The organism is Methanobrevibacter thaueri (genome assembly GCF_003111625.1).
GTDB classification, from domain to species: domain Archaea; phylum Methanobacteriota; class Methanobacteria; order Methanobacteriales; family Methanobacteriaceae; genus Methanocatella; species Methanocatella thaueri.
In genome coordinates this window covers 1-24271 of sequence record NZ_MZGS01000005.1, presented here as the reverse complement: position 1 = coordinate 24271, position 24271 = coordinate 1, and the positions used below count along the sequence as shown (strand labels likewise).

The 24271-nt window shown below is 28.3% G+C and carries 11 protein-coding genes; all 11 read left to right on the top strand.

What is annotated here, in order from left to right; genetic code table 11:
- Positions 1-193 precede the first annotated feature (193 nt).
- Entirely contained in the window at positions 194-436 is a 243-nt protein-coding gene (locus MBBTH_RS00130) for a hypothetical protein (RefSeq protein ID WP_116591021.1), read from the top strand.
- Positions 430-678 carry a type II toxin-antitoxin system RelE family toxin gene (locus tag MBBTH_RS00125; protein ID WP_116591020.1) on the top strand — a complete coding sequence of 83 codons (249 nt, stop codon included), beginning with the start codon at positions 430-432 and terminating at the stop codon, positions 676-678. The genes MBBTH_RS00130 and MBBTH_RS00125 overlap by 7 nt, the downstream gene beginning before the upstream one ends.
- 343 nt (positions 679-1021) lie before the next feature.
- Entirely contained in the window at positions 1022-2395 is a 1374-nt protein-coding gene (locus tag MBBTH_RS00120; protein ID WP_116591019.1) for a hypothetical protein, read from the top strand.
- A gap of 355 nt (positions 2396-2750) precedes the next feature.
- Positions 2751-3650: a hypothetical protein gene (locus tag MBBTH_RS00115; RefSeq protein WP_133241913.1), complete on the top strand. Its 900-nt coding sequence runs from the start codon at positions 2751-2753 to the stop codon at positions 3648-3650.
- Positions 3651-3935: 285 nt separating this feature from the next.
- The gene (locus tag MBBTH_RS00110; protein ID WP_116591017.1) at positions 3936-5393 is read left to right on the top strand and encodes a hypothetical protein; all 1458 of its coding nucleotides are present in this window, start codon (positions 3936-3938) and stop codon (positions 5391-5393) included.
- 1522 nt (positions 5394-6915) lie between these two features.
- Positions 6916-8460, top strand: a complete 1545-nt coding sequence (locus tag MBBTH_RS00100; RefSeq protein ID WP_116591015.1) for a hypothetical protein — start codon at positions 6916-6918, stop codon at positions 8458-8460.
- A 42-nt stretch (positions 8461-8502) separates the two neighbouring features.
- Positions 8503-10866, top strand: a complete 2364-nt coding sequence (locus tag MBBTH_RS00095) for an Ig-like domain-containing protein (protein WP_116591014.1) — start codon at positions 8503-8505, stop codon at positions 10864-10866.
- Between the two features lie 120 nt (positions 10867-10986).
- Positions 10987-13998, top strand: coding sequence for an Ig-like domain-containing protein (locus MBBTH_RS00090; RefSeq protein ID WP_133241912.1), 3012 nt, complete (start codon positions 10987-10989; stop codon positions 13996-13998).
- A 28-nt stretch (positions 13999-14026) separates the two neighbouring features.
- Complete coding sequence (locus tag MBBTH_RS00085) at positions 14027-19033, top strand: Ig-like domain repeat protein (protein ID WP_116591012.1); 5007 nt, start codon at positions 14027-14029, stop codon at positions 19031-19033.
- 347 nt (positions 19034-19380) lie between these two features.
- Positions 19381-23922: a chitobiase/beta-hexosaminidase C-terminal domain-containing protein gene (locus MBBTH_RS00080; protein ID WP_116591011.1), complete on the top strand. Its 4542-nt coding sequence runs from the start codon at positions 19381-19383 to the stop codon at positions 23920-23922.
- A 14-nt stretch (positions 23923-23936) separates the two neighbouring features.
- Positions 23937-24271, top strand: a 335-nt coding sequence (locus MBBTH_RS00075; protein WP_341476442.1) for a tetratricopeptide repeat protein, incomplete at its 3' end; no start/stop codon positions are given.

The window sequence follows — 24271 nt, the reverse complement described above, 5'->3', positions numbered from 1 at the left end:
TTGATTAGGCATAATAAAAACTTTTACTCCACCTATTTATTAAATTTAACTATTTTTAGATAAAATTAAAAATTCACAACTAATTTTCATCAAAAAATTTCAAATCAACAAAGTTTTTGAAAGAGTCGAATAATTTCATAAAATTTATATTTTATTGGAAGTAGATATATTAATGTTCTTGGAGATGATAATAATGAATAAATTATTATTTAGTTATAATGATATTCTTGTTGAAGACTCTCGTTTACCTGTTGATTTCGGTGAAACTCAAGCTCAAAAAGATCTTAATCAATTTAAAGAAAATCTCATTGATGTTTTTAATAGTGATGATGATGTTTTTGAGAAAAGAACTCGTGAGGCATTAGCTCGTGTTGAAAGTAGTGATGATGTGGGGATGTCTAAAAGTCAATTTCTTGATGAGTTGGATTCATGGTAGATACTGTTAAGTATGATAAGAATTTTAAAAAAATTTTTAAAAGATTAGATAAATCAATTAAAGAGAGAGCTAAAAAACAAATTAAAAAAATTATTGATGATCCTAAAGTGGGTAAACCTATGAGGAATGTTCGTAAAGGTACTCGTGAAGTTTATGTCAAACCTTATAGGTTGTCTTATTATTTTGATGAAGAAAATGATTTAATTATTTTTTTAGATTTTTATCATAAAGATAAACAATAATATTAAAGTTCATTTTCACTTTTTTTATTTTAAAATATGTTCTTTATACTCATTTTTTTGAAGAACATTATATAAATTAGCTCATTTAATTCGTATTATAAACCAATCTTTCATTAACGTTTTTGGGAAAGTAAATCAATTTTTAGGTCATCAAATTCTATGGGCTGATGTCTTATATTCTTGGAGAATCAACTCATTTTTTATAAAAATATTCTATCATATACGGTCTTCATAAAAATATAATAGAAGGTTCTATTAAGTATTTATACATACAAATAATATACATTATTAATCTTTTTACTAATTTAAGTAACTTTATATTAATTGAAAATAAATTAAACTTATGAATTTTGAAAAGTATATTGATGAAATTACAAAATTAATTGAAAGTAACATTAACAGGGTTAATTCTAGACATTTTCTTGAAAATGAAGTTTATCATTTGAGTTCAGAAAATTTTTTTGAATTAAGTCTTGAAGAGTATGAAGAATTAAGTGAAATTGTAAATGAAATTTCAAATGGGAATAATCTAAGTGCTAAATTTCCTAAAAATTATATTTTTGATCAACTTGTTCGTGAAGTAATTATAAAATCATATAACTTAGATTCAAGACATGAAGAAATTAAATTGAACTTGAAATCAAGATTCAATGAATTTGAAGAAATATTAAATGATGGATTTAAAGAATGGACGTATTTTATACCTGTTTCGGGCATTACAGTTGATGATACAATTGATTTTGGTTCAATGATTATTTATCCTTTTGAAACTTTTAAAAATGAAATTTTAGATTGTCTTAATAACAACAATATATCGGAAGATTCAATAGATTATAAAATTATAATGGATTATATGCAAAATTTAAAACCATTTTGTTTTGTAAAATTAACTACTTCTGGAACTAAAGAATCCTCTAAAGATAAAGCATTAAGTAAGGTTAATGAACTCTTATCAATTTTTAGCTTATATAAGCCCCCTCATATTAATGGTTTTGGAATAATGGGTGATGTTTTACCTTTAAGCTCAGAAATCATTGCTTTTTTTATTAATCAAGATGATTTAAATACCACTCGTAAAAGAACAATTAGAGTTAGACCTTTTAATTTAAGTGAAAGCCTAGAACACATGAGAAAATTTCATTTAGCTTATTTAATAAACTTAATAAATAAAGAAGAATTAGAGTATATTGAGGAAAATTTGTTAAATGCTATTCAATGGTATTATGAGTCTGTGAAAAGAGAAGTTAATTTTGATAAGGATGTTGTGGAGTCAACACAATATTCAAAGGAATATAATGCGCATTATACTTATTTTAAACTTGGAATTAAAATTATAAACTTAGTTTCCTCGCTGGAATCATTATTAGTTTTTAATGATGGTGTTAAAATGGATACAAGGAAAGAAAGGTTTAATTTAATAATGAATTTTAGAAAGGATTCGATTTATGATTATTCTGATGAATTAGATGATTTATATTATATTAGAAATGATATAGCCCATAGTAATAGATTATGTGATTTATTAAAAATGAACATCATTAAAAATACAAATTTACTTAATATATTTATCATGAATTTTATTGAAATCAAATTATCTTTTGATAATGACTCAAAATCATTAAATTCAAAAGAGGATTTGAATAATTTTTATAATGGTAAAAATAGATTAAAAGGGCAATTTGATTATATGAAAACACTTAATAAAAATGATAATTAATGTTAATAAAATATATGTAAAATTGAGGAAAATTTTATACATTAAATAAATAAGAAGTCGTTTTGGAGGAGGTTTGAAACATTTAAAATTAGATTCATATTTAAAAATTTGATGGAATTAAAATGTAAATATTAGTCGAATACCTGACAGTTTCCAACCTACTCAATACTAAAAGTATTAATTAACTTGAGCATTACGTGATGTTTTATTTGGAATATAATAAAGTGAAGTAAAATCAATACTGCAATCTTTGTACTGATTAAAGAAGGCTGTTTAAACTTTAATTAATAGAAGGTATGTAATTATTTTGGATAAATTGAATAGAATTATGTAGATGGAAAATTAACATATACATATGAAGTTTAATGAAATAATTTTAAGAAATGAATTTTATTTTCCATTTATTTACTTATTAACTATTATAGGAGTTATACTATCCAATTTTTACAAAGTAAATTCACCAGTTTATTTTGTAATTACAATATTCATATTACCTTATTCTTGTTTATATTTACTTATTATCTACAATAAATTTTTTAAAAACAAGAGTAATGAATTTACAATCAAATTTATTAGATTTTTTAAAATTGTGGGAATAAGTGTTTTAATTCTTAATACAATATTAATGAGTATTTTCTATTTTTCATTCCAATTTTTATTAACTGGAACAACATCAAATTTTATATTAATGATATTGTCTGCATTTGCATTATCTTTAACTTTTAATAACACACTTAGAAAAAGATTAAATATTTTCAATGATGAAAAAATTGAGTATGTCATGAATTCTGAATTTTTAATTTCATTTTTAGGATTGGGAATGTTATATATTATTTTAAATAATGATTATTTGCTTGGATTGTTGAATTATTTAATAAATGCTATTTTAACTCATTTACCAGATTATTCTACAATTTCCCTTGCAATTGTAATGTTATGTGCGACATTATCAGTATTATCTTTTACGTATACGATGGTTGAAAATCAAGAAGGTAAAGATGAAATGAATGAAAATGGAAAAGGATATTTTATTTCAACAATTCTTTCCATGATTATATTATTGTTAATATTATTTTCATCTAAAATCAAACCGGCGCTTATTGATTCTATAACAATTGAAAATTGGTATAATTTTATATTGACTAATATCTATGCAATTTCTATCATAACAATATTCATTTTAACAATTTACCTAATTTATTATATGATATCTTGCAGTATTTCTGCATTGAAAGTATTGAAATTTATTGAATAATAAATTTATAATAATATTTAATCAGAAAGAGATAAACTGATGTTTCGGCGATGAATTGAATAATCAAAGTCATATTATCTTTACTTGAAATAAAAATTAGGTATGTCTTTATATGAAGTATAATGATTGGCTGCATTAATTCATATAAAGAAGAGTAGTAAAGGCAAATAATGAATAGGAATCATAAATTATTAAAATTGTCTAAAGTTATTAACAAACATATTATAAATTTATTTATATTAAGAACCTAATATTAGACAAGAATAAATATTGGAGCTTAAAAATATGAATCCAAGTGAAATTCCAATTATCCCAAATTTAAATTTTAAGAAAGAATCAAATAGGTATTATTTTAATTCAGAAGATGGTAAACTAATATTAGATGAAATTGAATATGATGTTCAAAATATAAAAATTACTATCTCAGACAGCATTAACATTGACTTTGATATATCTGATAAAAATATATTCCACGTTATTGAAGGTAACAAACCATTTGGAATTAATTGTTTAATTGATGAATACCTAATAAAATTAAACGATTGTTACATTTTTCAGGAAAGTGAGATAATAAAAGCTAATGCATATAAAATAACATTAATAAAAAATAATAATCCTATTAACAATGACGAAAACATCAATGTATGGAATATTACTGAATCAGATTTAATATCAGAATGTAATTGCTACTCGTTTGATGAAGAAGATTTGGATGATATTCTATTGTATGAAGTTAAAATAGACACTGTTGAAGACCCTTTTGATCAGTTATTAAATAATTGTTATATGATTCATTATAAAACAAAATTTGAAAATAGATATAATAATAGGATTATGGACAATATTAATTCATTGTCTTATATTTATTCATCTAATATAAATCCTCCAAGAATGAGAATTTTTGAGAATGTTTCTGGAGATAAATTAGAAATAGAAATTTATAGCAGGAATGTAACTAAATTAAATGGTTTATCAATTTTTAGAATTTTCCCAGCTAATTTTTATAATTTTTTAAAATCAAGTTATTTTAACTTTAAAAGATTAAAAGAAGAAGGAAATATTGATATTAATCTATTAACCTATTATTATGTCTGGTTAAAAAATGAAAGTTATTTGGAAGTTAAATTGATTTTGGCATCAGTTTTTTTAGAAGTCTTGAATAAAGATAAAAGAATTTCATATGATGGAAATGATTTCAAACCTAAATTTGAAGAAGAATTAATATTTTTAGGTTTAGATTGTTTGAAATTGTTTAAATATTTAAAAAATGATATTTATCAAATATTTGAAAAAATTAAATCTGAACATACCTCTGAAGAAGGCATAAATGATTTTTTCTTAGATTTAAAAAAAGAATTTTTCTTATTCTATATTAAACAAACAAGGAATTTGATTATTCATGAAGGTTTAGTAACTTACAATACTGCAGGTATTGATTATATAGTTAGAAGTAATGAAGAATTATTTAAAAAATTTGAAGAAAACTATACAACCAATACAACATCTGAAAATCGTAAATTATTTAAGAAATACTTCCCAGAAATTAAAGATAAATTGCGAAAGATTTCTTTAATGGAAATTTTAAATCAGGAAAAATTTTTTGAAAAATTAATTGAAATTATTTTACTGAAATGTTTAAATTCTGAGTGTATATTGGAAAATACAGAAAATTCAAAAGATTTTATAAAACAATTTAAAATTGTTGAAGCTATGCAGACTGTTTTAGAGCAAGAAGGAGAATAAAATTAATAATCAATCAAGTTTATATTTTATTGATCTAAAAATTTCACTAATTCACTAAAACCAGTACTCTTAAAGAATTTCAGAAGTGTTACGGGATTGGTGTTTTCAAGATTGTAAAATGCATGATACTTTTTATGACCCTTATGATTAGATTATGCGTTTTTCGGCTCAAGAAGTAATGGTATAAAATTCTTAAACGAGAAGTGGTGTGTCCTGGTGCTGGTCTGCCCCGCATAAAACGCAGCATTCATTATCCCTATCTTTTACGTTTTTAACCCAGTCTTTATACTCTTTGGTGTTTTATTTCTTCAACGTTTTTTTTTAATGTTGATCCATTCGTCTTTTTTGGTCATGTTGATTTCTCAAAAAATTAAAAGTCAATTTTTATTTTGATAAATATATGAATTGGTATATATCACAGCAGTTAAAAATGTATGTTTCAATTCAAAAACTAATATATACTTGAAAAAATATAATATTGTCTGTAGAATAATTCAGATTATTTTACATGAAATAATAGAAGAAAAAGAGAACACAGGTAATTTTTCTGGAAGAATATTTTTTTTTGATAAATTTTTAGACCTCAACAACCTGAAAAAATACTCTCCTAAAAAGATGTGCTTTTTCTCTTTTTACTTCATTCAATCACAAATGTTATTATGGTTTAAAAAAACATTTTTTTCATAATAACATCACCCCTTGAATGTTATAGATAGTATTTATCTACAACATTAGAATTTTTTAAAATGACTTCACTTTCGATATTGAATTTAGTGCTTACTGTTTTAAAAGATGTATTTTATTTTAAAATTTATTTTTTAGTAATGGTTTTTAATTTAGCCTTGTTTTTGTTTTTAGATATTAATTTAGAGTCTTGTAACCGTTTGGTTACTTTGAAATTTATCCGGTTTAAAAATTAAGGCTTTTAAAATAAGTGCTTTATAATCTGCAATGATTGATTTGGTTGGATATTTTTCTTTAAATTCTAAAAAACCAGTTTTAAAAGGGATTTTTGAAAAATGATTTTTTTCTGATGTAAATATAATATTTTTTTTATAAGTTAAAAATTAGAATAATTTCTTTAAATGGTTAGTTTTTAGATTAAAAATGTTGTTTTTTGAATTTGGATGTTTTAATTTATTTGGATAATTTGCGGGTTCTTTTAAAGTCATATTAGGTAGTGTAAGTGAGTAATGTTCTTTTTTATAATATCAATTTAAAGTGAATTTTAGAAAACTTTATATTAATAGTTATATAAATAACATATCGATAAAGCGATTTATATTTTATCAATTAAAATTAATTAAAGTTAATTTTATATACGCTAAGTATTACAATTGCTTTCATCAGTATTACAAAAACAAAAAGAAGTCTGATTCTGGCTTTAAAAAATTAGTAGATAAATACTATCTACTTAAAATTTGGATGGTCAATTGGATGTTCTTTTTTAAAAAGAAACGAGCGTTGCAAGTTTTTTTTCTAGAAACTTGTAATTTCAAACATATAACCTATGGTGAAAATAATGAAGATTAACTATAAAATCTTTGGTTTAGTAATGTTTGTCATGCTGGTCTGCTGCGTTAGTGCAGCTAGTGCAGCTGATGTAGACAACATTACCGTACCTGATGATACAAGTGTCATTGAATTGGATGATGCTGTAGATTCAGTAGATGCTGTTGAACAAGAAGATTCTAGTGATGATGGCATTGATGATGTTGAAGATTCACAAATCGACGACACAAACGACGATGCTGTTGCAGATGAAAAAGTAAATGGGACAAGAGGTTCCCAAAGTCAAGTAACCAGCAGTTCTATTTCAACATATTTTGATACTACTACTGGTTATATTAAAAGTACTGCACCTACAGGTTTACAATTTGTAGGTACTTTTAGTAATGTTCCTTTTGATAATTTTATAATAAATAGAAATGTTGCGTTAAGCTTTTCAAATGCTGTCTTTAATAATGTAGGATTTAAATTATTATATCCTGGATTAGTTATAGATGGTGCAACTTTTAATATGAATGCGCCTGCTAACAAAGATTGTTATGTAATAGATGTTGAAAGTGCAAATAATGTTCAAATATTAAATAATGTAATTACATATACCTGTGGATATGCAAACGCTAATAAGTATAATTATGCAATCAAAGTAAAAAATAGTGCAAACGTAAAAGTCGCAGGTAATAATATAACTGCAACCTTACCGTTAAAAACTGTAGTATACTCTAACACTGGCCTTGAAAGAGATTATGTGGCTGGTGTCGCAGTAGGAGATTCTAATTACTTTAATTTCACAAAAAATAAATTGGATGTAACAGGAAACCTTCGTTCTGGAAGTTATCCTACATTAGACGCATTAATTATCTGGCAATGTGATAATTCATATATTGGAGATAACATAATAATTGAAAAAGACACTGTAACTACAACTAATCAATACAGTTACATTTACGGAGTTGATGTTTACAGATCAAATTACGTAAATGTTCACAATAACACCATAACCATGAATGCAGATCAATCCGGAGGATATGTTGGAGGTAATGGAACTGGTGCAGCATACTGTGTACAATTCACAGGTCCATATACTGGTGTGACTGTATCTGATAATACTCTTACTACTCAAAATCAAGGTCCGAATACTGCAATTTATTCACAAAACTATGATGGTGCAACAAATATAACTGTATCTGGTAATACTATTTCAGTTACTGGTAAAGGTACTACATCAACATGGGATGTATTAACTGGTATGGAACTACAAGATGATTATGCTACCGTAACTGGTAATACAATAACTGTTACAAATAAAGGTAGTTATAGTTCTGGTTGTAATGTTTATGGTGTAAGTTATTGTCAATCTAGTCCTAGAACTCATACATATATTATCACTGGAAACAATATTTATGTAAATAAGGGACATTATACTGTTTATATAATGAATGGGGAGAATTGTAATATAACTGGTAATACATTACATTCTTATCATTCATGGCACAATTATTATGGTAATGAAACAGTATATGTTGCCGGAACTAATAATTATGTTGGTCCTAATCCTTAAATGAGGGTATTTATATAAAAATACTCTCTTATTTTGATTTTTATGACTTTTAAGAAGTTTTTCATATTATTTTTATTGTTTTCTGTTGTCTGCTCAATTAATGTAATAGCAGCTGCCGATTTAGAAATAAGTGATAATAATTTAAATACTCCTCTTGAAGATAATTTATTTGAAATTTCAGAAGACTCCATAGAATCTTCTGAATATTTAACAAATTCTAATTTATATGGTGAGGATATATCTTTAAATTCTAAGTCGGAGGTGATATCTTCAAATTCTGAGAATTATTCTGTATGGGTTGGTCAAAATGTTACTAAAGATGGTAATGGTTCTTCTGAAAATCCATATGCAACTTTTGAGTTAGCGTGTAATGGTGTTAATTCAAATTATGAGAATGTTGTTATAAATGTTGATGAAGGAACTTATGATTTAACTTCTTTATTAACATTTAATGTAAATAATCTTTATATAATTGGTACATCAGGCAATGTTGTTATAAAAAATGTTCCATCCGGATCTTTTGCTTTAAGTTCATCATCTGGTAATTTCAGTATGTCTAATATTATAATTGATGGTGATTACCCTCTTCAAATGTCTACTGTTCAAACTGAAATGAATTATATATTTAAAGGTTTGGATGCAAATTTAGTAACTTTTAATAATTGTACTTTCAAAGAATGTTTTGGTTTTTTATATTTTGATGTAGATAATTATAATCCTGAAGAGGTTTGTTTTGAAACATATGTGTTTAATAATTGTAAATTTTTATATGAATCCATGTTTACTGGCGTATCCCCTATGACTGGTATGATTTTTAGAAATGTATTCTTTAAAAATTGTCTTTTTAATTATAAAACTATACTGGCAGAGTTTTCTGAAGAGGGTTCTGGAATAATATTTAATCACATTAATTCTTTTGAGAATTGTTGGTTTGGTCAAAATTCGTTACTTGCTGCGTTTTATAGTGGTGCATCATATAATGGTGAATATTTAGGTTATGATATTAATCGTTATGCGATTTTTAGTATTTCAGAAAATTATTTGGGTAATAATAATTATGAAGTTCTAGGTAAATTAACTTGGAGTGATGGTACAACTGATGGTTTTGAAAATTTAACTTCTATGGTTGTTAATTTGTCATCTGATACTGGTGATTTTAATCAAAAAACTGCTATTTTAGATAATGGTACTTTTAAAGTAATTTATACTAGTAGTGAATCTAATCATAAAATTACTGCAACATTAGATAATGAAATTCAAACAGTTGAATTCGAAAGTATTAATATGGTATTAGATGCTCCTAGCATTACTTATGGTGATAATCAAAATATCACAGTAACTTTACCAGATCAATATAATGGAATTATAACTGTTATAGTTAATAATAAAACTTATACACAACAAGTTGAGTATACTAATGTGGTTACTATTAACATTACAGATGTTTTACCTGTGGGAGTTCATGATGTTAATGTTAACTTCGTTGATAAAATTGACAATGAAACATGTGCAATTTATGGTTTTAACACTACTACAATCACTGTTTCTAAAGTTTCAGAATATGAATTTAATGTGAATATAACTCCATATAAAGTTTATGTTGGTGATAATGCAACAATAACACTTAGTTTACCTAATTATGCTAATGGTACTGTGACTGTTAAAATAGGTGACAATGAAGCTAAAACATTCAATGTTAATGAAACAATCACTATTAATGGTTTTGAAGCTGGAAATAATGTAGTTAACATTACTTATAAGGGTAATGATATTTATGATGCAAAGAGTATTGTAAGGAATATTTCTGCATTAAATAAACCTGCCATTACAATTCCAGAAATAAATGCTGGAAAAGCAACTACAACTAATATCACTTTACCTGAAAATGCAACAGGTAACATTACCTTGACTGTTGATGAAAAAGATTATATTTTTAACGTTACTAATGGTAGTGCAACTATTACTATTCCTGAATTGTCTGCTGGAAAACACAATGTAACAATATCCTACTCTGGTGATGGCAATTATGCAGGATTCTCACAAACTTCTGTTGTAGAAGTTAAAGAACCAGCAAAACCAACCCCAAAACCAGATGATAAAAAACCAGCCACTACTAAAAAGACTCCTACAAAAATAACAGCTAAAAAGAAAACCTTCAAAGCAAAAACTAAAGTTAAAAAATACACTATAACTTTAAAAGCAGGTAAAAAAGCAGTTAAAAAAGTGCAAGTTATTTTAAAAATAGGTAAGAAAACCTACAAAGCGAAAACCAATGCTAAAGGTAAAGCAACCTTTAAAATCAAAAAACTAACCAAAAAAGGCAAATACACTGCTAAAATCACATTTAAAGGAAACAAGCTTTACAAAGCAACCACTAAAAAAGTAAAAATTACAGTAAAAAAATAGAGAAATAAAAACTCTCTATTTATTTTTATTTTTTAAAAATATATTTTCATGCTTATTAAATTTATCATTTTACTCAAAAATTTATACAAAATCAAATTAAATGGAGGCATTAATGGGGTTATGAATTTTAAAATTATATTTGGTTTAATATTAGTATGTTTCATAATAACTTCGATGAGCATTGTCACAGCAGAAGATATGGATAATAATACTAATATTTCAAAACAATCGGATGAAGTAAATTTAAATGAAATTAACGATAAAAACAGTTTAGAAGTTACACAAGATACAGTTATCTTGGCTGAGGAAGATTCACATGTGATTTATGTGGGTCAAAATAAAACAGCAGATGGTGGAAACGGAACATCGAACAATCCATTCGAATCATTCGAACTCGCATCTAAAAATGTATCTGGAGAAAAAAAAGTAGAAATAAACGTTTACAATGGAACATATTATCTTGATTCAGATTTAAAATTTAACACAAGTAATTTAATTATTAATGGTATAGGTCAAGTTGTAATTAAAAATTTACAAAATAAAGATGGGGCTTATGCTTCATTTGGTTTATCCTTTTCTTCTGGTAATTTCACTTTTTCTAATCTTATTTTCGATGGATCAAACTGTTCTTCATTTTCTTCAGTATCTATTAATAAACCGTTATTTCATGTTTTTAAAGGGACTGCAGAGTTAGGAATATTATATAACTGTACATTCACAGGTTTTAATAATGTTAATATGTTTTCTAATCAATTTAATAGAAAATTTATTCGCTGTAATTTCATCGATACATATAATTATATTTGTTTGGATAATTGGTATGATGCTCAAATAGTGGATTTTGAATATTGTATTATTTCACAAGAAATTTATATCGGAAGAATGCCTTTAAATAATGCACGTCTTAATATAACTTTTAATAATGTCTGGTTTGGCACTAATAAAATTGACAATTATTTGCATTATGAAGCATCAAGTAACTTAATTCCGGTTCAAGTTAGTTCAAATGTAATTAGATATGCAATTTTTTCAGCTTCTGAAAACTATTTGGGCAACAATACTTATGAAATCATCGGTAAACTGGTATGGAATGATACTACAACAGAGGGAATTGAATTATTAAACCCAATGATTGTGAAAATTTCATCAAGAACTGGAAATGCGCCTAAAACAGTGATTTTAGAAAATGGTACATTTAGAATAATTTATAATAGTACTTATCAAGATAACACTGTTGAAATCGAATTAGATTCTCAAGAAGTTATCTTGGAATTTAAAAATGGAATTCAAGCTATCGCTAATCCTATATATGTAGGTGATGAGCAAATAATTACAGTAATTTTGCCACAGGCTATAAATGGCATTGTTAATATTACAGTATCCAATATTACTTATGAAGTCCCATCTAATGGATTGTCAAAATTTAATTTCACAGTTCCCGATGAGCTATTGGAAGGGAATTATCAAGTTGATGTTAAAATCATCGATAATAAAAATCATATATATGGTTTCAATACTACAAATTGGACAATATCAAAAATTAATAAAAATATTGTTGTAATTTCTCCTGCAGATGCATATATTGATGATGAATCAATAAATATTACAGTTTTAATGGAAAAAGATGCTTCAGGAAATATCACAGTTTTTGTTGGGGATAAAAATATAACTAAAGAATGTTTCGGAAGAAATATTCAAATTGATATTTCCTCATTGATAACTGCCGGTGAAAACAAGGTCACTGTTGCATATTCGGGAAATAAAAGATATTTAAGCCAAATCAAAGAAGAAAACATATTTGTAAATAGAGTCTATCCAAACATAACTATCCAAAAGCCAACAAATATTTTCATTGGCGATGAGGTCAATATTGCAATTACACTCCCTCATGGAGCAATAGGAAATATTACACTCTGCATTGGTGAAAAAAATTTTACTATCAACAATATTTCCAATGAAAATATAATAAATATTTCAAAATATCTTGTTTCAGGATTTAACCCCTTGACAGTTAAATATTCCGGTGATGATTTTTGGGATAGCCAATCAGTAAAAGAAATGATATATGTTTCTAAACTCATACCTGCAATGAGCGTTAAAATTATTAGTCAGAATGCAGTAATTAGAGAAAACATTACTATTCAAATTACTTTACCACAGGATGCATCAGGAAACATATCCCTAGAAATAGGTAAAAATAACTATTCAACCGACATATTTAATGAACATACAATCATAAATGTTACAAGTACCATTTCCGGAATAAATTCAATCAACGTAACTTATAATGGAAATGATAAGTATTCTCAACAATCAACAATCACCAATATCAAAGTTGAAAAATTAAACATTTCATTAAATGAGGTAAAAATAAGCATAACTAACCACACCACACCTTGTTTTTCAATAAATTTGCCACAAGGCATTAGTGGTAATGTAACAGTTATGATTAACGGTAAAAGTTATGTTGCAACTTTAATTAATGGAACTGCTAGCTTGAAAATCCAGGATTTAATGCCGAATAATTACCAGGCAACAGTTAGTTATGAAAGTGACATCTTCAATCCAATTTATTGTAAAGTTAATTTCACTGTCCCGAAACCGCAACTAAACGCTAATAATGTGAACATGATTTATACCAGTGGTTCAAAATACACGGTTCATGTTAGTGCAAGTGGCAGTCCTGTTGTGGGCAAAGAAATATCATTCACAATCAACGGTAAGAAAACAACAGCAAAAACAAACAATAAAGGCTATGCAAGTGTAAAAATAGATTTGCCTCCAAAATCAACTAAATATCTAGTAACAGCAAATTATCAAGGGGTTAAAATAATAAACACGATTAAAGTAAACTCACTCATTAAAGTTAAAAACATTAAAGTTAAAAAATCTTCAAAAACATTTAAAATTAAAGTCGTTTTGAAAAAAATCAACAAAAAATACCTTAAAGGTAAAAAAATTACTTTAAAATTTAAAGGTAAAAAATACACTGTTAAAACTAATAAGAAAGGTGTTGCAACTTTTAAATTAAGTAAAAATGTTGTTAAGAAATTAATGATAGGTAAAAAATATAATTATCGAGTCAATTATTTGAAGGATAGTGCAGTTAAGAAAGTTATTGTTAAAAAATAATGGAAATTTATCAAGGTGGTAAAAAATTATGAATTTTAAAACAAAATTATTCATTTTGATATTATTATTGATAATTGTAGGTATTGGCAGTGTATCTGCACATGATACGGATGATGCTAATGTCACATTATCTCAAGACGAAATCATAGTTCAAGATGATGTCGATGAAATTAATTCAGAAAATACGCTTAAATCAAGTGATATTCAAGAATCCTTAAAAGGAGATGTTTCAGATGAGATTATTGTAAATAATTGGGATGAATTGCAGTATTACTGTTCACTTAAGGATGATGATTATACATTAAAGCTAAAAGAAAACACTAGTTTTTATCCTACTGATCCTGATGATTCAAATTATCAAATAAAAGTCTATAATAAAGTAAAAATTATTGGAAGTGAAGGTTCATATATAGGTTATAATTCATCTGATGCTCCTTCAATTAAATATGCCGCTATTATTGTGCCTGATGGTGCTAAATCCGGAATTTCTATGGAAAATGTAGCTTTTAAATGGATTCGGACTGATTATGGTTCAGATGGGGTTTTTCTTCAGATGGGTGGTGTGAGAAATAATGTTTTTAAAAATTGTCAGTTTAGTTATATAACTACCAATAAAGGCCATTCTACTATAATTTATTTGAAAAAAGGAACTGCCACATTGGATAACTGTTCATTCATAAACTGTACAACTGATTATGGTTGTGTTAGTGTTTATGATCCAAATAGTGTTAAAACCACGGACATGGTTGTTAGGAATTGTTATTTTGAAGGAAATTATGCTAAAACAGAGCCGGGTTGTATTAATAATTGTGGTAAATTAACTGTTTACAATACTACTTTTGTTAAAAACAGGTCGTTCTGGTGGGCTGGAGCAATACATACCCATAATTATGGTAATACTACTATCTATGATTCCAATTTCACAGATAATGTTGCTGGATGGAATGGTGGTGCATTATACACTTACAGTTACTTGCAAATATATAATACTGTCTTTTCAGGTAATAATTGTACAACAAATAGTGGTGGGGGAGCTATAGGTGCATGTGCATTCCAATCTAATCCTCATATTTACATTGAAAACTGTTTATTTGAAAAAAATTCTAACAATTGTTGGTCAGCAGATGAATTATCTAATGATGCTGGCGCTGGAGGGGCAATTGCTATAATGGATGAGGGTTCTATAATCGTTTTAAACACAATATTCATTTCAAATTCTGCTGCTTATGGCAGTGCTATTTCTGCTCATGCGGCAGGGGAATATGGTTCACCTAATGTAATAATTGCCAATAATTCATTTATCAATCATACAGTTACTGAAAGTTTATCAGTCAGTGTCAGCGGCTCTTCTGCAATTATCGAAGGTAATTATTTTGAAGGCAACTATGTTATATTCAAGAAGTTGGATCTTAAGGAAATTAGTTCTGGTAAAGATTATGCAACGTTACAAGTCGATGTTAATTTGACTAATCCTCAATATTATGATTCAGATATATTAAACAAGATAAATTATGATGTCTATGTTAATGATGAGTATGTTAAAACTGTAGATAGTAATATATTCACTGTTGATTTTGATGGTTTTACAATGGGTGATGTTTATGTTATTCCAACAATTTCTAATATTAAGTCTAATTTAGTGAATATTGCTTCTGTTGGCAATTATATTTTTGTTTCTAAAAATTATGGTAATGACAGTAATAATGGTACTTTGAGAAGTTTTCCGGTTAATACCATTAAAAGGTCTTTAGAACTTGCGGGAGATGATTATGGTATTGTAATTCTTGATGGTGTTTATGATGAAGAAAATTTCCAAATTAATCATAATTTAACAATAATCGGGGCAGGTAATGTAATTTTAACTAATAACACATCATTCACTGTTAATGCCAATAATTTCACTATAAAAAATATTAAGATTATCAATTTAGAATCTGATACTTTCATTAAACAGGTTAAAGGCAATCTTGTTGTAAATAATTGTATTTTCGACAGTAATTTCTGCTCCAATCTTATTGATGCAGATAATGTAAATGTTGCAAAATCAATTTTTACAAATAATAATGTAATTGTTTATAATAATGCTTTTGCAAGTATTAAAAATTCAGTTTTATTGAATAATAGTAAAATTATTGAAAATAAAATTGATAATGTTTATTTGGATTATAATTGGTGGGGCAATACTTTAAATAATACTTCTAAACCTTCTAATTTTAATATTAATAATTGGTTGTTTTTAAATGCTAGCTGTAATCTTGACACATTGGAGTATGGCCAATCTAGTAATGTCCAATTCAACTGTTATTTAATTGAGAATGGTTCCATTAGTCGATATAATGGGCTGGTTAAGTTTGATTTAGAGATTAGTGCTTTGAATGGTACTGTAAATAAGAATTTTGTGAATTATAATTCAAATGTTGTTTATACCCAGACTGCCAGTGGCAAGGGTGTTTTAACAGCAAGTTACAATATTGTTTCATTTGATTTGTATTTTGACTTTGTTAAAGATAATCCGAAACTTTCTATTAAAGCTTCTGATGTTATGTACGGTGATGATTTGATTGTTACAATTGTTGCTCCGGGGGATATTGCAGAAAGCAAAGGCACTTTTAAAGTTAGTGTGGGCGGTAAATCACAAACTAAATCAAGTATATTTAATAAATTCACATTCAGTAACATTGAAGCAGGAAATTATGAGATCTATGTTGTATTTTCAGGTAATGAGAAGTATGCAAATCAATCTGTATCATCTAAAGTCAGTGTAAATAAATATCCTACTACAACTGAAATTACTGCTAATAACATTGAGGTGGGGTCTGATTTAACATTAACAATTAAAACAACTAATAATGCTGCTGGAAATGTTACTTTAACAATCAATAACATTACTGAAACCTTAATTTTAAATAACAATCAGGCTACCTACACTATCAGCAATATCTGCCGTGGTGATTATTTCATCACTGCTGTTTATAATGGTAATGAGCGTTATGCTGTTAGTCAAAAGTCAATTTTTGTTGAAGTGGATAATTCAGAACCGATTATGGAAGTTTCTATTGGAAACAGTAGCTATGGTGATGCAGCAGTAATTGAAGTTTCTTTAAATGATGATGCCCGTGGTATTGTCACTGCTATTGTTGAAGGTATCAGCAATTCCTCTGAAGTTATAAACGGTCAAGCGCAGATTTTAATTTATGGAGTCAACGTTGGAGATAATCATAAAGTTTCCCTATTCTATAGTGGAGATGATAATTACTATAATAAAACTGTAACTGATTATATGAATGTTTCAAGGGGGGATTTCACATTTTCCATGAATTCCCAGGACATTTACATTGGTCAGGATGAGGTGATTACTATCATTGTTCCTGCCAAGACTAAAGGCAGTTTTACTATTGATGGTAAGGTTCTGCCTATTCCAATGTCTGGTGAAGTTACATACACTCTTAAGGATTTAAGTGCGGGAAATTATACAATCACAGCATTTTTTGAGGGTGACAACTATAACAGCGTAAGCAATAGCACTACTTTTGAAGTTAGGGAATTTGATTCTCCTCAATGGAGCAATAGTGGTGCGGATACTCAAAACACACAAAAAACCAGTTATATTGGTAATTGCAGTGGAAACATATCTTGGAGTGCTCAAATCAACAGCAGTGTTGTTTCAAATATTGTTGTTGATAGCGATGGCAACATCTATGTTGCAACTGATAGCGGAATTTATTCATATGATGCAGATGGCAGTTTAAGGTGGATTTACTCATCTGACTCCCGTATCGGTAATTTCACAGGCCTTAGCACTGGTCGTGATGTTATCATATCTCCAAGGGCCGGTGATACAATTTACTTTGTAAATCAAAACGGTAGTCGTTATGGTTATTCTAATATTTATCAGGCATCAAGTCTGTTTGCACCGATAATAGATTCTGATGCGAATATATTTACTGTAAGCGAATATCAATATGAAAGCTCAAGCTATAATCTGGTCATCACTCCATATAAGTTATGGGAGAATGGTGGAGATCCTGTTTTAATCAGTTTAGGTAATTTCAGGCCTAGTGTGAGTCCTAGTGTTAATGAGGATATTTATGTTGTCATTGGTGAGAGTTCCATTATGGTTATTGATGCAAACAGTAGGGAACCTTTGTTTGTTAAGACTGGTGGTTTTAAAAATGTTCGTCCTGTGATTGGTGAGGGCAATATTATCTATACTATTTTAGGTGATTCAATTGTTGCTTATCGTATCGATGGGGGTCAGTTTAATCCTTTAAGAATCACTGGTGGTGCAGGTAATAATTTATTGGTTGATGATGATTTGGGTGTGGTTTACGCTACCAATGCCAACGGCAATTTGTATTCATATGATGTTTTTGATGGTGTTGAAACATTAATCAGTGACTTGAGCATTACTTCAGGTATTCTAATAGATGCTAATCATAACCTATTCTTTGGATGTGACAACATGTTTTATGCAATTGATTCAACCGGTAAAGTTTTATGGAAAACTGATTTGGGATCTAAAGTCATTGGCAATCCTGTCATGAACAAGAACGGAACCATCTATGTGACAACTGAGGACAATAAGCTATTTGCTTTAGGCAATTCTACAAGTGTTGTAAATGATACCAATGCTTCCGATGAGGGCAATTCCACTCCAGCAGGCAATGGTACCAATGGCACTGGTGATACCAACGGTTCCACTCCAAGCAATGTCAATCCGTCCAATGGTGGAAACAATGCAAAAGTAACCAAAAAGGCTTCCAAAATCACAGCCAAAAAGAAAACCTTCAAGAAATCCTTGAAAACCAAAAAGTACACTGTAACCCTGAAGTCAGGCAAAACTCCAATCAAAAAAGTTAAATTGATCATTAAGATTGGCAAGAAAACATTCAAGGCTACCACAAACGCCAAGGGTAAGGCAACATTCAAAATCAGGAAGTTCACCAAGAAGGGCAGATACACTGCAAAGATCACCTTCAAGGGAAACAAGTACTATAAGGCCACAACCAAAAAAGTCAAAATCGTTTTGAAATAGGGAAATTTTAATTTCTCTATTATTTTATTTTTTTCAATCTACATGTCTCACATCAAATCATGATGATTTCCCAACATCTTAAACCTATTTCATTTCTCATTAATTTTAACATATATTCTCTTCAACAAATCTCATTTTAATAAAACAAATATTTCATATTATTGAACTTGTTTGCATTGCCATTTGCTCCCTTGATTTAACATATAAAATCATTTTTAAGATATTTTTCATTTTTTTGTTAAGTATAAACAAGGTTCATCATTTTTGTTTTTCATCAATTATATTGAAAAGTTTTTTATATTTTATTAAATAAACTATAATTTAGAATATTTTAATGAGATGGAAATATGAATAATTTCCAAAGAATTTTCATAGTTTTCTTGGCTATAATTTGCTGCATGTCGATTTCACAGGCATGTGCAATGGATGTTGATTGCAATCGCACTTGTGGTAGTTTGGATGAGGGTGTTGTTTTAAATGATGCTGAAATTGATGTTAATGATTCATTAAACATTAACAATGATTTGATTGCTTCTTCTAATTATGATTCTCCTTCGGTTGATTATGGTGAAGGTTACTATAATCAGAGTAACTTGACTGTAATGTTAAATGTTAACGGTGCAAGTTCAGTCAGTTATAGTTGGGATAATGTCAGCTGGTTTGAATCAAACCAATCTGTTTCTTTTGTTTTAAATCAGGGGATTTATGATTTATATTATGCTGGTGATGGGGAAATATGCTGTCAGCATTATGTTGTTGACTGTGAAACTCCTGTAGTTTCAAGTAACTTTCAATCAGATTTATATTATAATCCTATTCAGGTAAGCTTATCTTCAATAGATAATTTGGATGTTAATCCAAGAATTTATTATACTGTTGATGGTTCTGATCCATTGGAGAATGGTATTTTATATCAGGGGTTAATTAATATTTCACAGACCACTAGTTTGAAGTTTTATGCTGAAGATTTAGGAGGTTTGAGAAGTCCTATTGTTTGTTGTAATTATATTTTTGCTCGTGTTGGAAATATTAATTCTGGAAAGGGTTTTAGGACAATTCAGGCCGCTATTGATGATGATGACACTGTGGATGGTGATGTTATATACATTGGTCCTGGTGTATTTTATGGGCCGATATATGTAACAAAATCTGTATCCTTAATTGGTAGGGGAAACCCGATTATCACAATAAAAGACAATTATCCTAATGTCAATTATCCTGGTGGGTGTTATAATCGGTCCAATTTGACTGTTGAGTTAAGCATTGAGGAAGATGAATATCTATGGTATAGTTGGGATAATGTCAATTGGATTCAGTCATTTGATTCCATTAATTTCACGTTGCCTATTGGAGTTTATGATTTATACTATGAATATGGAAGCGAAGTAGTGCATCAACATTATGTAATCGATGATAAAGCCCCATTTGCGTGGTGTAATTATTATTCTGATTTGTATTCCTCACCGATTATAGTAGACTTGTATAGTTGGGATAATTTGGATAATGATTCAAAGATTTATTATGCAATTGATGGATCAAATCCGCTGACTAATGGTATTTTATATTCAAATTCAATAAATATAACCTCAACAACTTGCCTAAAGTTTTATGCAGAAGATTTCGCAGGCCTTAAAAGCAATGTCATTACTTGCAATTACATTTTTGATAATGTTGCCAACATCAATTCAGGAAAAGGATTCAATACCATACAATCAGCCATTGATGATTTGGATACTCATGACGGTGACACAATCAAGGTAAAAGAAGGTTTATATCAAGAACACATTACCATTAATAAACATTTGAACTTGATTGGTTACAATGCAACCCTAAAAGGTTCATCATCTACTAATCCTGTTGTTGGAATTACAAATCAGGGAAGTAACAGTATTGTATACGGTTTTAATATTGTCAATTCCACTTTTGGCGTTGTCATTTTAAATGCATGCAATGTTTCAATAATGGGTAATAGTTTTTTAAATCTTCACAGTTCCATTGAAACAGATGGGGATGTGAATTCATTAATTGCATACAATACAATTGATTGTGACCATTATATTGGAGGAATGTCCGGTTTCACAATTAGAAAGTCAGATAATTTAACCATATTCAACAATACAATTTCACTAAACTCCAATGATGATTCTGTAGGCATTATCATTACGGATGGCACTTCAGATAATATTTCAATAACCAAAAATAAAATATTAAGTAAAAATTCTTTAAAGGGCATTGGTTTGTATGTGACCTGCTCAAATATCTCCATAGAGCATAATACCATATCTAATTTTACTGCTGCTTTAGTTATATCCTCATCCAATTCATCAATATATAATAATTGTTTAAATGATAATGGTTATGGATTATTTTTACGTCGTTCCATAAACAATACCTATAAATCAAACAATATCTTTAATAATCTTTATGGTGTTTTTTTACATCATGCTCTTGAGTCTCATGACGATTTATTTTATTTGAACCGTTTATGTGATAATTATTATTATGATTTCTTCTCACAGGCAACCTGCACTTATGATATTGGTGATAATTGGTGGGGTGATAATACTCCAATGATTTCAACTAACCAGTATGTGCTTGCCAATGTGTTTAATGCTACTGGAAATTTAATTATGAATTCATGGATTGTGATGAATCTTTTTTCAGCATCATATACCATTGATGACAATAGTTTTGTTCAAAGAGCACAATTCTATCTGGACATGACCTGCAATAACATAGGTGGGGATTTATCATATGAGGGTTATCTTCCGGATGGTTTGGAGGCATTGATTTACTGCTTTAATAATGATGCAAATTACAAATATAATTTGAGCTACTTAAAACAGGGAAAAGCTTTTGTTGATTTTGAATTAGGTGATTTATTCTGCAATTGGGATAACATATATGTTGTTTCACATTTGGATTATGGAAACATTACCCGTACATTCAATAAAAAAGCCACAATCGACATTACTTTATTTTCATCAGCCGAAGATGTTGCCACTGAATGGTTTGTAAACTACACCACTTCCATTGATTTTACTGACAATATCTATTGGATTACTGTCAGTTGGTCTGAAACCACATTATATTCAGGTACTATTAATCTCATTGTCAACGGTGAGATTATCCAATCATTTAACATTACTAACCTCTTTTATCAGACTTATAAGGATAATTACAGTAGCAATGTTTTTGAAGCCATTAAGTTTTTAAATAATGTTTTTGCAAGTATGAAAGAGGGAGTATGGCAACCTAATGGATATTATGATAGTTTTGCGGAGTATGCAGGCATTGACCCTGCAGATGATGAACTGGTTTATTCCACTTTCCTGAATTATCTTCAATTAGCATATAATTTAACTGATGATGAATTAAATTTTGTTCACACCCATAAAATGCTTTTTATTGACATGATTGAGACACACATTGACTATCATGGTGATATTACACCTGACATCAATTTTGAATATGGTGGATGTAATGTTTTGTTGTCACCTCCGTCTGGTTATGTAGACCGTATAAGTAATATTTATTATACTGACATTGAGGATGAGAATAATGAAAGCATTGGATATGAAGGTATGCGCAGTTTTGCAATAGCTAAAAGCAATGTGACAGATGATGATTTAAGGTACTGGTTGAATCAAAAGGAATATTATGCTCCTGGTTTGATGAAAGCTGCTTATGGTACTTTTTTAACTCCTTTGCTTGTTATTTATGAAAATGATCGTGTGGCTGATGATGCGGCTGAAAAATTTAATGTGACTTGGAGTCGTATCAGTCCAGTTTGTGTTTCACTTTGCAATGACTATAATTGTTTGTATATTACAGGAGAGTCTGATCATCTTATGGGTCGTGAAGCCATAGGAAACAGTAGTAGTGTTTGGAAGTTTAACTTTGCAACCAGTTTTAGCTTCAGTCTAGTGGAGCAGTTGGTTGGAAATAATGTCTGGAATACTACTGTGATTGGAAGTGTTACTTTAGGTTTGCTTGAAAGTTATCTGAATAATGAAACTTTAGAGATAATTACCGGCAGTGGTTATACAGTCATTAAGCGTGAAGGCGATAATGGTACTTTGTTGATTTTAGAGGATGAAACAGGCATTGTACACGATTACTTTAGTTTTTATGGTTTATTGGGAACAATGCCATGTTACCATGATGATGTTAGTGATGATACTTGGGGTTATGGGGATAGTATTTTAGATAAATTAAGTGAGGAGTATAAAGATTTAAAGAATATTTTTAGTATCAGTATTTTGTCTTCAGTGTTTGTTGAAGGAGGAGCCGTGGTTTTAGAAGGGGTAACTGGTCTTTCATTAGGAGCTGCTGCACTCATTGCCATTCCATTATTTATTATTCTTTGCCCTGATGAGGCAAATGAACTTTGGAAAGAATTATGTTATTTAGTAAATCCAAACTATAAGGATTATCCGAATATTACAATTTATGAAGGAATTGATTATAATACTCAAAAATTATTTGATAAACCTCCTGTAATTTTAGTATTGAATGGCCAATCATTAGATGAATATATTATTTCACATTATAAATCAAATCCAAATCCTAAAAAAGATAAGCAAACAATTAAAAATTACAATGCTAAATTAAATCATGATAAAAATATGAATTTACCACTTTATTTCACTGCGGTTGGAGGAGATTCTGATGATTCTGATCCTGGAAATTGGACTAATGTTGGAAAATATGTTAAAGATATTTTAAATGATTTTAATTCATTAGAAACAACTTCTGAAAAGGTTACATTCTTAAAATCTCATCTTCATGAATTATTAACATTATCTTTAGCTGTAGAAGCTTCTGAATCGATATTTGTTATTATTTATTCATTAATAATTTGGTTATTAAATCATATGGACGAATAGGGAAGTTAAATCAAATGTTTAAAGAACGTATGTCTAATAATTTACTTAAAAAAGCAGAATATTATTCTGATAGGTTTGAAAATGAAAAGGCAATTAATTATCTTGATAAACTTCTAATCATTGATGGAAATAATATTGAGGGGTGGTTGTTGAAGGGTTTGTGCCATGCATTTCTATTTCAAAAGGAAGAGTCGTTCAGATGCTTTGATAAGGCCTTAAAAATAGATTCCAATAATTTGAATGTTCATCTCAAAAAAGGGGTGGCTTGTTATCATATGGGGGAATATGAATTGGCAATCGATTCGTTCAATCAGATAATAGAACATATTCCGGATGAAACTTTCTCATT